We start from the raw sequence: 14,182 nt of genomic DNA, 5'->3' as shown, positions 1-14,182 counted from the left end.
GGCGGTTCACGCCGGGGCCGAGACGTGATAGGGCGGCGGCCATTCCTCGCTGCAACACATTGGCCATTCCCATGCCCGCTGACGTCCGCCCCATCGCCCGCGCCCTGCTTTCGGTCTCCGACAAGACCGGCCTCGTGGCGTTCGCCCAGCGGCTTGCCGCCAAGGGGATCGAACTCGTCTCGACGGGGGGGACGCGCAAGGCGCTCGCCGAGGCGGGGCTGAAGGTGCTGGACGTCGCCGACCTGACCGGCTTTCCCGAGATGATGGACGGGCGGGTGAAGACGCTGCACCCCGCCGTGCATGGCGGCATTCTCGCCGTTCGCGACGACGCCGCCCACCGCGCCTCGATGCAGGAGCACGGCATCAGCCCGATCGACCTGGTGGTGGTGAACCTCTATCCCTTCGAGGCGACGGTGGCGCGCGGCGCCGGATATGACGATTGCGTCGAGAACATCGACATTGGCGGCCCCGCGATGATCCGCGCGGCGGCGAAGAACCACGCCGATGTCGCGGTCATCGTCGATTCCTCGAGCTATGAGACGGTGCTCGCCGAGATCGAGGAGAAGGGCGGCACCACGCTGGCGACGCGCCGCAAGCTGGCGCAGCTCGCCTATGCCCGCACCGCCACCTATGACGGGGCGATCGCGAGCTGGTTCGCCGAGGTCGAAGCCAAGGAAGCTGCGGCCAAGGAAGCCGAGGCCAAGGCGGAGGAGGTCGCGGCGCCGCAGAGCCGCGTGTTCGGCGGCCGCCTCGCGGAAGCGCTGCGCTATGGCGAGAACCCGCACCAGCAGGCCGCCTTCTATGTCGGCGGCGCGGCCCGTCCGGGCGTCGCCACGGCGCGCCAGCTTCAGGGCAAGGCGCTCTCCTACAACAACCTCAACGACACCGATGCCGCCTTCGAGGCGGTGGCCGAATTCGACCCGGCCCGCGCCCCGGCGGTGGTGATCGTCAAGCATGCCAATCCGTGCGGCGTGGCGGAGGGCGCGACGCTGGTCGAGGCCTATCGCAAGGCGCTGGCCTGCGACCCGACCTCTGCCTTCGGCGGCATCGTGGCGCTCAACCGCACGCTCGATGCGGACGCCGCCCGCGCCATCGTCGAGATCTTCACCGAGGTGATCGTGGCGCCCGACGCCACCGAGGAAGCCGCGGCGATCGTCGGCGCCAAGAAGAACCTGCGCCTGCTCGTCACCGGCGCGCTGCCGAATCCGCGCGGTCCGGGGCTCGCGGTGAAGTCGCTGGCCGGCGGCTATCTCGTGCAGTCGCGCGACAATGCGGTGGTGGACGACATGGCGCTGAAGGTCGTCACCAAGCGCGCGCCGACGGCCAAGGAACTGGCGGACCTCGCCTTCGCCTTCCGCGTGGTGAAGCACGTGAAGTCGAACGCCATCGTCTATGCGAAGGACCTCGCTACGGTCGGCATCGGCGCGGGGCAGATGAGCCGGGTGGATTCGGCCCGCATCGCCGCCCACAAGGCGCGCGACGCGGCGGCGACCGCCGGCCTCGCCGAGCCGCTGACCAAGGGCAGCGTCGTGGCGTCCGACGCCTTCTTCCCCTTCTCCGACGGGCTCATCACCGCCATCGAGGCGGGAGCGACCGCCGTGATCCAGCCGGGCGGCTCGATCCGCGACAATGACGTGATCGCGGCGGCGGACGAGGCGGGCATCGCCATGGTGTTCACCGGCGTGCGCCATTTCCGCCACTGAGTCGCGGCGTTCCGGGCACGATACGAAAAAGGGCCGGCGGATGCCGGCCCTTTGCTTTTGTAACGGCTTTCGCGTGGCTCAGAAGCGGTAGGTCACGCCGAGACCGACGATCCACGGATCGAGATCGGCCTTGCCGGTGAGCTTCTGGCCGGCGACGGTGACGTCGAAGTCCGGCTGCAGGAAGAGCTTCTTGAGGTCGACGTTGATGCCCCAGTGCTCGTCGAGCATGTAGTCGAAGCCGACCTGCAGCGCCCAGCCGAACGTGTCCTTCACGTCCAGCGCGTCGGCGGCGGCGGCCTTCTGGTCGAAGAAGAAGGTGTAGTTGATGCCGGCGCCGATATAGGGCTTGAAGGCGCCGAAATCGGTGAAGTGGTACTGCAGCGTCAGCGTCGGCGGCAGCAGCCAGACTTCGCCGATCTTGCCGAGATTCGAGATCGTGCCGGCGCCGTCGATGTCGTGGGGCGTCACGCCGAGGATGAGTTCGGCCGCCCAGTTCTTCGTGAAGTAGTAGGTGATGTCGAGCTCGGGCACGACGGAGCTCGAATAATCGAGATCCGAGCCCTGAACGCCGTGCACCTTGCCCCCGTCATCGGGAATCACCCCGAGCAGGCGGACGCGAATCTGCCACGGGCTCTGCTCCTCGACCGGCGGCGGCGCCTTGTAGACCGGCGCGGCGGCGACGTCCGCGGCCATGGCCGGCGCACTGGCGAGCGGCGCGGCCAGTGCGAAAAGCGCTGCGAGCGCAGAGAGTTGATTGATGGCTGATCGATGCATCGGCATGCCCAAACCCCTTGAATCCCCAAGCCCCCGTGAGCGGGACATGGGTTATCAGTGGGGCGCGGGGGCATCGACGAGCTTGATCGAAATCAAGGGCCGGCTAGTCTTCAGCGGCTGTGACATGACAGCAACAGACAGGTGGTAGAGAAACCACCGCTTGAAAAGCCGCGCAGGAGATCGATGCGCAGGTGCATCGCGGACCATGCGGCAGGGTGACGGAAATCGGGGATGGCTATGGGTGTCGAAGGGTTCTTCGCCAGCGAAGACGAGCGCGTCGCGCGCAAGCTGGTCGAACAGGCCGATCTTGTCCTTGGGGCGACGGACGCTCACGCGCCGCCTCATTTCGCCAGCTTGCTGTTCGGCCGGGCGGTGGCCGAGGACGCCCGGGTCTACACCGCCCACGAGCTCGCCAGCCTGGCCGGGCTCGCCTATGGCCACCTCGCGGCCCGGCAGCCGGGCCGTTTCGACATCCGCATCGTGCAGCCCCACGCGGTGGAGGGCGGCGAGCGGCTGGGGCGGGTGTCGGTCGTCGAGATCGTCAATGACGACATGCCGTTCCTGCTCGATTCCGTCATGGCGACGCTGACCGCGCAGGGGCTCACGGCGAGTTTTGTCGTGCACCCGATTCTGGCCGTGGAGCGCGACGGGGCAGGGGCCCTGCTGGCGGTCGCGGCAAGCGAGGCGCGGGGGACGATGACCGGCGAGGCGGCGGCCGGTATCCGCCCGCACCGGGAAAGCTTCATCCATATCCACGTGCCGCGCATCGAGGACGAGGGTCGGCGGGCGGCGCTCGTCGACGAGCTCACCCTCGTGCTCGATCAGGTGCGTACGGCCGTCCATGACTGGCAGCCGATGATGGGGCAGCTGCGCGATGCCGTCGCCAATCTGTCGCGCGCGCCGGTGCCGCAGGAGGACCGCGACGAAGCGGTCGCTTTCCTCGAGTGGCTCCTCGACGGGCGTTTCACCTTCCTCGGCTGCCGTCACTATCAGGCGGCCGGTGGCCCGGCGGGGGCGCCGCAGTTCGAGCGGCGCATGGAGAATGCCTTCGGCCTGCTGGCGGACGAGGATTTCCGCCTGTTCCGGCGTACCGACGACACGCGCAGCGTGAGCGCCGACCTGCGCGACGTGCTCGCCGATCCCAGCCCGTTGCTCGTCACCAAGTCGCGCATGGTCTCCAGGGTGCACCGGCGCGTGTGGATCGATGTGGTGCTGATCAAGCGCTACGACGAGCAGGGGCAGGTCATCGGCGGCCTGTGCATCGCCGGCCTGTTCACCGCCACCGCCTATACGAGCTCCGTGCACACCATTCCGATGCTGCGCCGGAAGGCGGCGGGCGTGCTGGCGCGCGCCGGCTTCGCGCCTGACAGCCATTCCGGCCGGGCGCTGGTGAAGGTGCTGGAGACCTATCCGCGCGACGACCTGTTCCAGATCGACACCAACCTGCTCTTCCAGTTCGCGCTGGCCATCCTCCAGCTCGACGAACATCCGCGCGTGCGCGTCCTGGCGCTCAACGAGCGTTTCGACCGTTTCGTCTCCGTGCTCGTCTTCGTGCCGCGCGACCGCTACGGGTCGGAGGTGCGCGAGCGCATCGGCGACCTGCTGGCGGAGAGCTTCGGCGGCCAGGTCGCGACCTTCCGGCCGCTGTTCATGGACGGGCCGCTGACGCGCGTTCACTTCATCATCGAGCGCGATCCGGGCGCGATGCCAAAGGTCGACCGCGCCACGCTCGAGGCGGGTATCTCCGACATCATCCGCACCTGGGGCGACGGTTTCAGCGAAGCCGTCGCCGCCGCCTTCCCGGCGAACGTCGCGAGCGGTCTGCTCCAGCGCTACGGCGAGGCGTTCCCGGCCGGCTTCCAGTCGAGCTACACGCCGGAGGAAGCGGCGGCCGATGTGCGGCTCATCGAGCGTCTGGGGCCGGAAAGCCCGGTGGCGGCGGATTTCCGCGCGCCCGCGCTGCGCGAGCCCGACCGCGTGGGGCTGAAGGTGCTCAGCTACGAGGTGCCGCGCCTGCTCTCCGAGCGCGTGCCGCTGCTGGAGGCCATGGGCTTCATCGTCATCGACGAGCGCACCTTCACGGTGCGGCCGGAAGACGGCGCGCCGGTCTATGTGCACGACATGGTGCTGGCGCGGCGGGGTGGCGGTCCCATCGCCCTCGACACGCTGGAGGCGCGCCTGCACGCGACGCTGATGGCGGTGCTGCGCGGCCATGGCGAGAGCGACGGCTTCAACGCGCTGGTGCTGAGCGCCCAGCTCGGCTGGCGCGACATCGTGCTGCTGCGCACGCTCGCCCGCTATCTGCGCCAGGTCGGCATCCCGTTCAGCCAGGACTATCTGTGGGCGACCCTCAACGCCCATCCGGCCATCGTGCAGAAGCTGGTGGCGCTGTTCCACGCCCGCTTCGATCCCGCCCATGCCGAACATCGCGACGAGCGGCAGGCAGCGATCCGCGAGGAAATCGAGACGGCGCTGGTCGATGTGCAGAGCCTCGACGAGGACCGCATCCTGCGCCGCTTCGCCAATCTCGTCGAAGCGGCCGTGCGCACCAATTTCTACCAGCAGGGCAGTGAGGGCGGGCACCGGCCGACGGTCGCCATCAAGTTCCTCAGCCACAAGGTGGAGGGTCTGCCGCTGCCGCGTCCGCTGTTCGAGATCTTCGTCCATTCGCCGCGCGTGGAGGGCATCCACCTGCGCTTCGGCCGGGTGGCGCGCGGCGGCCTGCGCTGGTCCGACCGGCCGCAGGATTTCCGCACGGAGGTGCTGGGTCTCGTCAAGGCGCAGCAGGTGAAGAACGCGGTCATCGTGCCGGTGGGCGCCAAGGGCGGCTTCGTGCCGGCGCAGCTTCCCGCCGGCCCGCGCGAGGCGATCCAGGCGGAAGGCGTTGCGGCCTACAAGCTCTTCGTCTCCAGCCTGCTCGACGTCACCGACGATATCGAGGGCGGCGAGACGGTGCATCCGGCGTTGACCGTGCGCCATGACGAGGACGACCCCTATCTCGTCGTCGCCGCCGACAAGGGCACGGCGACCTTCTCCGACACCGCCAACGCGCTGTCGCAGGAGCGCGGCTTCTGGCTGGACGACGCCTTCGCCTCGGGCGGCTCGGTCGGCTACGATCACAAGGCGATGGGCATCACCGCGCGCGGCGCCTGGGAGGCTGTGCGCCGGCACTTCCGCGAGCTGGACACCGACATCCGCGTGACGCCTTTCGCCGTGGTCGGCGTCGGCGACATGTCGGGCGACGTGTTCGGCAACGGTATGCTGCTGGAGAACACGATCAGGCTGGTCGCCGCCTTCGACCACCGCGACGTCTTCCTCGATCCGAACCCGGATCCGGAGCTGTCGTTCCGCGAGCGGCAGCGGCTGTTCGCCCTGCCGCGTTCGAGCTGGCAGGATTACGACAAGGCGCTGATCTCGGCCGGCGGCGGGGTGTTCCCGCGCTCGGCCAAGAGCATTCCGCTCAGCCCGGAGGTGCGCGCGGCCCTCGGCTTCGACAAGAATGCCGCTTCGCCGGCGGAGGTGATCAGCGCCATCCTGCGGGCGCCGGTGGACCTGCTCTGGTTCGGCGGCATCGGCACCTATGTGCGCGCCTCGGGCGAGACCGACGCGCAGGTGGGCGACCGCGCCAATGATGCCATCCGCATCACCGGCGGCGAGGTGCGGGCCAAGGTGATCGGCGAGGGCGCCAATCTCGGCGTCACCCAGCGCGGGCGCATCGAGGCGGCGCGCCGTGGCGTGCGGCTCAATACCGACGCCATCGACAACTCGGCCGGCGTGAACACCTCCGACGTCGAGGTGAACATCAAGATCGCCATGGGCCCGGCGCTGCGCGAGGGACGGCTCGACCCGCAGAGCCGCGCGCAGCTTCTCGCCGGCATGACCGACGAGGTGGCCGGGCTGGTGCTGCGCAACAACTACCTGCAGACGCTCGCGCTGTCGCTGGCCGAGCGGCACAGCCTGGACGAGCTGGGCTTCCTGCAGCGGCTGATGCAGCGGCTGGAGGCGCGCGGGCTGCTCGACCGGGTGGTCGAGTTCCTGCCTGCCGATGCCGAGATCAACGAGCGGCGCGGGCGCGGGGAGGGGCTCACGCGGCCGGAACTCGCGGTGCTGCTGGCCTATGCCAAGCTCACCGCCCATGCCGACCTGCTCGACACCGGCGTGCCGGACGACCCCTATCTCGCGCGCGAACTCGCGGCCTATTTCCCGGCGGAACTGCGCGAGCGCTTCCCCGAAGGCATCGAGGGGCACCGGCTGCGGCGCGACATCATCGCCACGCGGCTGTCCAACGCCATGATCAACCATGGCGGTCCCGCCTTCGTCGCGCGGCTGGCGGACGAGACCGGGGCGGGCATCGAGTCGATCGCCAAGGCCTTCGCGGTGGTGCGCGACGGTTTCGGCCTCACCGCCCTCAACGGCGAGATCGACGCGTTGGATGGGCGCGTGCCCGGCGCGGTACAGCTCGACCTCTACGGCGCGGTGCAGGAGATGCTGCTCGACCGCGCCGTCTGGTTCCTGCGCAATGTCGATCTCCGGCGCAGCTTGGACGAGCTGGTGGCGCATTACGCGGCCGGCATCGCGCCGGTGGAACAGGTGCTGAGCGGTCCGGTGCGCGAACTGCTGCCCGAGGAAGCGCGTACCCTCTATGATGCCCGTGTCGTCCAGTGGACGCAGGCGGGCGTGCCCGAGGTGCTGGCCCGCAAGATCGCCCGCCTCTCGGCGGTGGAGAGCGCCACCGACATCGTGCTCATCGCCGACCGCACGAAGGCGCCGCTGACGGAGGTGGCGGTGACTTTCTTCGCCGTCGCACTGCTGTTCCGGCTCGACCGCGTGCTCGGCGCGGCACGCACCCTCTCGGTGGCGGACTATTACGACCGGCTCGCCATGGAGCGGGCGCTTGCCTCCTTCGAGATCGCGGTGCGCCGCCTCACCGCCGAGGTGATCGAGGCGCACGGCACCGGCGCGGAAGGTGTCGCCGCCTGGGCGGCCGCGCGCGGCGAGGTGGTGGAGCGTGCGCGCAACGGCGTGCACGAGATCGCCGGGTCCGGGCTCAGCGTCTCCAAGCTATCGGTGGCGGCGAGCCTGATCGGCGATCTGGTACGTGGGTGAGGCCGACCGGGCGGGCTGAGGCTCGCCCGGTTCTTTCCCCGTATGCAGGCTTCACGCCTGCCGGACGATGGCGCCGATCACGTTGACCAGAATCCGCGAGGCGGTGAGGGCCGACAGGCCGTCCCTGTCGGCGGGCGGATAAAGCTCGACGAGATCGAACCCCGCGATTCGGGCGCGTCGGCCGAGGCCCGCGATCAGGTCGATCACTTGCGTATAGGTGAGGCCGCCGGGCGTGCGCGCCGCAACGCCCGGCATGATGTCGGGATCGAGGCCGTCGCAGTCGAGGGTGACGACGACCCGCGCGCCTTCCGGGATATGCCGCAGGGCGGCTTCGACGCCCTGCGCGTGAATCTCGCGGGCCGTCACGAAGCGGCTGCCGTAGTGCCGCGCCGCCTCGATCTCCGGGCGTCGCGCGCTGCCGACGCTGCGCAGCCCGACCTGCACGATGCCGGCGACATGGGCCATTTCGCTCGCCCGGCGCATCGGGCTCGAATAGCCGTGGCGTTCGCCATGGACCTCGTCGCGCCAGTCGATATGGGCGTCGATCTGCAGGATCCAGACCGGCCCGTGTTCCGCGAAGGCGGCGAGGAAGGGAATGGGCACGGAATCGTCGCCGCCGAGCAGGATCGGAACGGCCGGCAGGGCGAGGATCTCGCGCGTCTTCGCCTCGATCCGGGCCCGATTGCCGGCATTGTCGCGCGGGGTCGTCGGGACGTTGCCGGCGTCGATGCAGCAGACCGGCTCGCCGTCGAACAGCGGCCCGCCGAGATCGAAGTCCCAGTGTTCCACAAGCCCGGCGTCTTCCTGGCTCGCCGCGCGGACGGCATCGGCGGCCAACGCGTAGCCGCCGCTGTCCTGTCCGGGATAGGTGCTGCCGTGACCGGCGCCGAAGATCACCGCACGGGGCATGCGACCATCGGCGAGGCGATCAGGAAAGCCGAGAAAGGAAGGCGAGGCGATCACTCCCGATGGTCTGGCCGTGGGGTCGACGGGCGCAGGGGGCGGCATGGCCCCCTGTCCGCTACGCTGCCGCGTGCTTCTTGTTCTGCCGGTGCGAGATCAGGTCGTCGACGACCGTCGGATCGGCAAGCGTCGAGGTGTCGCCGAGATTGCCGAACTCGTCCTCGGCGATCTTGCGCAGGATGCGGCGCATGATCTTGCCCGAGCGCGTCTTCGGCAGGCCGGGCGCAAACTGGATGAGGTCCGGCGAGGCGATGGGGCCGATCTCCCGCCGCACCCAGTTCACCAGCTCCTTGCGCAGATCCTCGGAGGGCTCAACGCCGTCCATCAGGGTCACATAGGCATAGATGCCCTGGCCCTTGATGTCGTGGGGGTAGCCGACCACGGCGGCTTCCGAGACCTTGGGATGGGCGACGAGGGCGCTTTCCACCTCGGCCGTGCCCATGCGGTGGCCGGAGACGTTGATCACGTCGTCGACGCGGCCGGTGATCCAGTAGTAGCCGTCGGCGTCGCGCCGGCAGCCGTCGCCGGTGAAGTACTTGCCGGGATAGGTGGAGAAATAGGTCTGCATGAAGCGCTCGTGGTCGCCGTAGACCGTGCGCATCTGGCCGGGCCACGAGTCGGCGATCACGAGGTTGCCCTCGCAGGCGCCTTCCAGAACGCCGCCCTCGGCGTCCACCACCTGCGGGATGACGCCGAAGAAGGGGCGTGTGGCCGAGCCGGGCTTGAGCCGCGTGGCGCCCGGCAGCGGGGTGATGAGGATGCCGCCGGTCTCCGTCTGCCACCAGGTGTCGACGATGGGGCAACGCTCCTCGCCGACCACGCGGTGATACCACTCCCACGCCTCCGGGTTGATCGGCTCGCCGACCGAGCCGAGCAGACGCAGCGAGGCGCGCGAGGTCTTGGTCACCGGCTCGTCGCCCGCCTGCATGAGCGCGCGGATGGCGGTGGGGGCGGTGTAGAAGATGTTGACCTTGTGCTTGTCGATCACTTCCCAGAAGCGGGAGTTGGTCGGGTAGTTCGGCACGCCCTCGAACATCAGCGTGGTGGCGCCGTTGGCGAGCGGGCCATAGACGATGTAGCTGTGACCCGTGACCCAGCCGATATCGGCGGTGCACCAGTAGACGTCGCCCTCGTGGTAGTCGAACACGTACTGGTGGGTCATCGAGGCGTAGACGAGGTAGCCGCCCGTCGTGTGCAGCACGCCCTTGGGCAGGCCGGTCGAGCCCGAGGTGTAGAGGATGAACAGCGGGTGCTCCGCCTCCACCGGCACGGCGGGGCATTCGCTGGTCACGAGGTCGGCGGCCTCATGATACCAGACGTCGCGGCCGGGCTTCATGTCGACGTTGCCGCCGGTGCGCTTGACCACGATCACATGGTCGACCTCGACGTCGGACGCCTTGGCGATGGCGGCGTCGACATTGGCCTTCAGCGGCACCTTGCGCCCGCCGCGCAGGCCTTCGTCCGTGGTGATGATGACCTTGGAGCCGCAGTCGCGGATGCGGCCGGCGAGGCTGTCCGGCGAGAAGCCGCCGAACACCACCGAATGGATGGCGCCGAGCCGCGCGCAGGCGAGCATCGCATAGGCCGCCTCGGGGATCATCGGCATGTAGATTGTGACTCGGTCACCCTTCTCCACGTTGCGATTGCGCAGCACGTTGGCGAAGCGGCAGACCTCGTCGTGCAACTCCTGATAGGTGATGCTGCGCGACTGCGAGGGGTCGTCGCCCTCCCAGATGATGGCCACCTGGTCGGCGCGGGTGGGCAGATGGCGGTCGATGCAGTTCCAGGCGACGTTGGTCACGCCATCCTCGAACCATTTGATCGAGACGTTGCCGGGGGCGTAGGAGGTGTTCTTGACGATGGTGTAGGGCTCGAACCACTCGATCCGCTTGCCCTCCTCGCCCCAGAAGCCCTCGGGATCGCGCACGGACGCCTCGTACTTCGCCCGGTAGGCGTGATCGTCCAGGAAAGCGCGCTTGGCCCACTCCGCGGGCACGTCGTAGATCTTGTCGGACATGGCGTTTCTTCCCCTTCAGGCAGGCGCTGACGCGCCTCTCTTGCTTCGCCCGGATTATGGTGACCCGGCACAGGGCCGACAAGCGCGTGGGCGCGCGACTTTGGTCGGTATGTAATCGTGCGGATCAGCCGCCGGGCCGCCCGCGCGGGCGCCAGACGCTGGTACGCTTGATCTCCGTGTCCTCCAGATCGCGCGAGACCGGCACGCCGTATTCGGCGATTTTCTCCAGCCTCTCGCGCGGCAGATAGGAGCGGCCGGGATCACCGATCCACACCTCGGCCCCGCGTGCCGCAAGGCTTTCCAGCCAGGCGAAGACACGTTCGGCGAGGTCCCGCTCATAGGCGATGTCGCCCGCCAGTACCACGTCCCAGCCGCCGTCGATCCCCACGATATCGGCGGCGAGGACGGTAATCCCGCAGGTTGTGCCGGGAGTAGCGCCGGCAGTAGCGTTTCGCGTAGCGTTCTCTGTCGCATTGAGTGCTATCGCGGCGTGTGCGAAGCGATCGATGTCCGCCGCCTCGACCGCCCGCGCGCCCGCCCTGCCGGCGGCGATGCCGACGAGGCCGGAGCCGGCGGCGAAGTCGAGGACGCGCTTGCCGCGCACGATCTCGGGATGGTCGAGAACATGCCGGGCGAGAGCCTGCCCGCCGGCCCAGGCGAAGGCCCAGTAGGGCGGAGGCAGGCCGATCTCGCCCAGTTCCTCCTCGGTGCGCTGCCAGATGGGCAGCGATTCCTCGGCGAGATGCAGCAAGATCTCCGGCACCAGCGGCGGCGCGATGAGGCGCGTCTGCTCGCGAATGAAGGCGTGCGGGTCGTCGGCGGCGCGCGGCGTCACCGCGTGCCGCCGGCCATTTCCAGCACGATCTCCCATTCCCGGTCGGTGACCGGCTGGACCGACAGGCGGGAATATTTGAGAAGCGCCATCTCGGCGAGGCGGGGCTCGGTCTTGATGTCGGCGAGCGAGACCGGATTCTTCAGCGGCTCGACCGCCTTGAGGTCGACCATGACGAACTTTCCGGTCGGGTCGGAGGGATCGGGATAGGCTTCCTTGATCACCTCGACGATGCCGACGATCTCCTTGCCCTCGTTCGAATGGTAGAAGAAACCACGGTCGCCGGTCTTCATGGCGAGAAGCTGCTGCTTGGCGAGATGGTTGCGCACGCCGTCCCAGTGGGTGCCCTTCGCCCCGGCGGCGACCTGCTGGTCCCAGGACCATTTGAAGGGTTCGGACTTATAGAGCCAGTGCGCCATTTCCAATCCTCGTGAACCTCATCGTGAGGAGCCCACTCGCATTCCTATTTTACCCCGGCATCGCCGTCATCCCCGGGCGCGGGTCGGGAAACCGCGACTTGCCGCGTGCCCGGCTGAACCGAAGGCGTGGATGGCCGGGACAAGCCCGGCCATGACGAACTTCCAAGCATCCCGGTCGTGAATTACGGGTCAGGCACTCAGGACGAGGCTGATCTTGATCTCACGCTTCCGCTTTCTGGGGGCGGGCCAGCAGCGACCCGATCGCCTGTTCGATATCGCTGCGCCCGGCCAGCACCGCCTCGACGGCGCGGGCGATGGGCATGTCGACGCCCCGCGCCTGCGCCATCGCCACCAGCACGGCGGCGGTCAGCGCCCCCTCGGCCAGCTTGCCGGTGGGGTGGAGGCCCTCGTTGCGGCCGAGGCTGAGGCCGAGGGCGTAGTTGCGGGACTGCGCGGTCGAGCAGGTGAGGATGAGGTCACCGAGGCCGGAGAGGCCGGTCAGCGTTTCCGTGCGGGCGCCGAACGCCTTGCCGAAGCGCATCAGCTCGGCGAAGCCGCGCGCGATGAGCGCCGCGCCCGCCGAGGCGCCGAGCTGCCGCCCGCCGACGATGCCGGCGGCGATGGCGAGCACGTTCTTGGCCGCGCCGCCGATCTCGACGCCGCGCACATCGTCGCTGTGGTAGAGCCGGAACGAGGACGAGCCGAGGGCGGTGGCCAGACCTTCCGCCACGCCGAGGTCCCGCGCCGCCAGGGTGACGGCGGTCGGCAGGCCGGCGGCGACGTCCGCCGCGAAGCTCGGGCCGGAGAGGATGGCGGGCGTCGCGCCGGGGCACGCCTCGGCCAGCACCTGCGTCATGAACAGCGAGGTGCCGCGCTCGATGCCCTTGGCGCAGGTGACGACCGGGGTACCGGCCGCCAGATGCGGGGCCAGCGCGTGGGCGACCTCGCGGCTCGCCTGAGCCGGCACGACCAGCAGCACCGCGTCGCAGCCCGACAGGGCGGCGAGCGAGGCGGAGAGGGTGATGGAATCGGCCAGCCGGACGCCGGGAAGATGCGCCGGGTTGGTGCGGCTGCGGGCCATGGCCTCGACGGCTTCGGCGTCGCGGCCCCACAGCACGACCTCGCGCCCGGCGCGGGCGGCGGCGTTGGCGAGCGCCGTGCCCCAGGCGCCGGCGCCGACCACGCCGATGGTGGAGAAGCGTGCCGGCATCAGTCGGCCGGCCCCGTGGCACCGGGTCCCGTGGCACCGCGCTCCGTGGCGCCGCGTTCCGCGCTCTCGATCTCGCCCAGCGGCCAGCGGGCGCGGGGGGAGACGTCGAGCCCGTCGACGAGGCCGCGCGCCATGCGCTCGGCGCCCGCCCAGGCGATCATGGCGCCGTTGTCGGTGCACAGCTCCGGCGGAGGCACGGCGAGGCGCGTGCCGCCATCGGCCGCCACCTTGTGCAGCACGCGGCGCACCGCCTGATTGGCGCCGACGCCGCCGGCGAGCACGAGGGCGTGGGGCTTCAGCCCGCGCTCGCGCATCACCCGCAGGGCGCAGCGCACGCGGTCGGCGAGAATGTCGACGACGGCGGCCTGGAAGGAGGCGCACAGGTCGTTCACGTCCTCCTCGCCCAGCGGTGCGATCTTCAGCGCCTCCAGCCGCACGGCGGTCTTGAGGCCGGACAGCGAGAAATCCGGCACCGGCTTGCCGTGCAATGGGCGCGGCAGGGCGAAGCGGCTGGCATCGCCCTTGAGCGCCGCGCGCTCCACCGCCGGCCCGCCGGGATAGGGCAGGCCGAGCATCTTCGCGGTCTTGTCGAAGGCCTCGCCGATGGCGTCGTCGATGGTGCCGCCGAGCTTGGTGTATTCGCCGACCCCGGTGACGGCGACGAGCTGGGTGTGCCCGCCTGAGACGAGCAGCAGCAGGAAGGGGAAGGGCACCTTGTCGGTCAGCCGGGCGGTCAGCGCGTGCGCTTCCAGATGGTTGACGGCGACCAGCGGCTTGTGGGCGGCGAGCGCCAGCGCCTTGGCCGTGGTGAGGCCGACGATGACCCCGCCGATGAGCCCCGGGCCGGCGGCGGCGGCGATGCCGCTGAGCTCCGGCAGGCCGAGGCCGGCCGCGCGCAGCGCCCGCTCGATCACATGATCGAGAATTTCGACATGGGCGCGGGCGGCGATCTCCGGCACCACGCCGCCATACTCGGCATGGTCCTGGGTCTGCGAGTGCACCACGTTGGACAGGATGGTGCCCGTGCCGTCCCCACGCCGGCGCACGACCGCGGCGGCGGTTTCGTCGCAGGTGGTCTCGATGCCGAGGAGGAGAAGATCGCTCATTGACTTTATATGGTTGGACGGTGATCTGAACCTGCACCGAACCGCTAGCACC

At 69.6% G+C, this 14,182-nt stretch carries 9 protein-coding genes; 2 read left to right on the top strand and 7 right to left on the bottom strand.

What is annotated here, in order from left to right:
- Positions 1-71 precede the first annotated feature (71 nt).
- Entirely contained in the window at positions 72-1,703 is a 1,632-nt protein-coding gene (purH, locus tag STARVERO_RS14325; RefSeq protein ID WP_159599591.1) for a bifunctional phosphoribosylaminoimidazolecarboxamide formyltransferase/IMP cyclohydrolase, read from the top strand.
- 78 nt (positions 1,704-1,781) lie between these two features.
- On the opposite strand, the gene STARVERO_RS14320 is transcribed toward purH, so the two are convergent.
- Positions 1,782-2,462, bottom strand: a complete 681-nt coding sequence (locus STARVERO_RS14320) for an OmpW/AlkL family protein (protein ID WP_418655067.1) — start codon at positions 2,460-2,462, stop codon at positions 1,782-1,784.
- A gap of 252 nt (positions 2,463-2,714) precedes the next feature.
- Here STARVERO_RS14320 and STARVERO_RS14315 point away from each other — a divergent pair, with 252 nt between their 5' ends.
- A complete protein-coding gene (locus STARVERO_RS14315; RefSeq protein WP_159601791.1) occupies positions 2,715-7,583 on the top strand; it encodes an NAD-glutamate dehydrogenase in 4,869 nt (1,622 codons plus the stop codon).
- 51 nt (positions 7,584-7,634) lie between these two features.
- On the opposite strand, the gene STARVERO_RS14310 is transcribed toward STARVERO_RS14315, so the two are convergent.
- The 6 genes from STARVERO_RS14310 to tsaD all read right to left on the bottom strand — a co-directional run bounded on the left by STARVERO_RS14310 (position 7,635) and on the right by tsaD (position 14,130).
- Positions 7,635-8,546, bottom strand: coding sequence for an agmatinase (locus tag STARVERO_RS14310; RefSeq protein WP_159601789.1), 912 nt, complete (start codon positions 8,544-8,546; stop codon positions 7,635-7,637).
- Positions 8,547-8,604: 58 nt separating this feature from the next.
- Positions 8,605-10,563, bottom strand: coding sequence for an acetate--CoA ligase (gene acs / locus STARVERO_RS14305; RefSeq protein ID WP_159599589.1), 1,959 nt, complete (start codon positions 10,561-10,563; stop codon positions 8,605-8,607).
- A 124-nt stretch (positions 10,564-10,687) separates the two neighbouring features.
- Positions 10,688-11,398 (bottom strand): class I SAM-dependent methyltransferase, encoded by a 711-nt coding sequence (locus STARVERO_RS14300; RefSeq protein WP_159599587.1) that lies wholly within the window; start codon positions 11,396-11,398, stop codon positions 10,688-10,690.
- Positions 11,395-11,814: an EVE domain-containing protein gene (locus STARVERO_RS14295; protein ID WP_159599585.1), complete on the bottom strand. Its 420-nt coding sequence runs from the start codon at positions 11,812-11,814 to the stop codon at positions 11,395-11,397. The genes STARVERO_RS14300 and STARVERO_RS14295 overlap by 4 nt, the downstream gene beginning before the upstream one ends.
- Before the next feature lie 220 nt (positions 11,815-12,034).
- Positions 12,035-13,024, bottom strand: coding sequence for an NAD(P)H-dependent glycerol-3-phosphate dehydrogenase (locus tag STARVERO_RS14290; RefSeq protein ID WP_144344304.1), 990 nt, complete (start codon positions 13,022-13,024; stop codon positions 12,035-12,037).
- Positions 13,024-14,130 (bottom strand): tRNA (adenosine(37)-N6)-threonylcarbamoyltransferase complex transferase subunit TsaD, encoded by a 1,107-nt coding sequence (gene tsaD / locus STARVERO_RS14285; protein ID WP_244616771.1) that lies wholly within the window; start codon positions 14,128-14,130, stop codon positions 13,024-13,026. The genes STARVERO_RS14290 and tsaD overlap by 1 nt, the downstream gene beginning before the upstream one ends.
- Positions 14,131-14,182 lie beyond the last annotated feature (52 nt).

Source organism: Starkeya nomas (assembly GCF_902703545.1).
Classification (GTDB): domain Bacteria; phylum Pseudomonadota; class Alphaproteobacteria; order Rhizobiales; family Xanthobacteraceae; genus Ancylobacter; species Ancylobacter moscoviensis.
The sequence above is the reverse complement of the archived record's forward strand: the minus strand, read 5'-3'. Positions and strand labels throughout refer to the sequence as shown.

Bases quoted from the DNA above. Each gene is read 5' to 3' on its own strand.
- purH (WP_159599591.1), top strand. From the start codon at position 72: ATGCCCGCTGACGTCCGCCCCATCGCCCGCGCCCTGCTTTCGGTCTCC.
- STARVERO_RS14315 (WP_159601791.1), top strand. From the start codon at position 2,715: ATGGGTGTCGAAGGGTTCTTCGCCAGCGAAGACGAGCGCGTCGCGCGC.
- acs (WP_159599589.1), bottom strand. From the start codon at position 10,563: ATGTCCGACAAGATCTACGACGTGCCCGCGGAGTGGGCCAAGCGCGCT.
- STARVERO_RS14295 (WP_159599585.1), bottom strand. From the start codon at position 11,814: ATGGCGCACTGGCTCTATAAGTCCGAACCCTTCAAATGGTCCTGGGAC.
- STARVERO_RS14290 (WP_144344304.1), bottom strand. From the start codon at position 13,024: ATGCCGGCACGCTTCTCCACCATCGGCGTGGTCGGCGCCGGCGCCTGG.
- tsaD (WP_244616771.1), bottom strand. From the start codon at position 14,130: ATGAGCGATCTTCTCCTCCTCGGCATCGAGACCACCTGCGACGAAACC.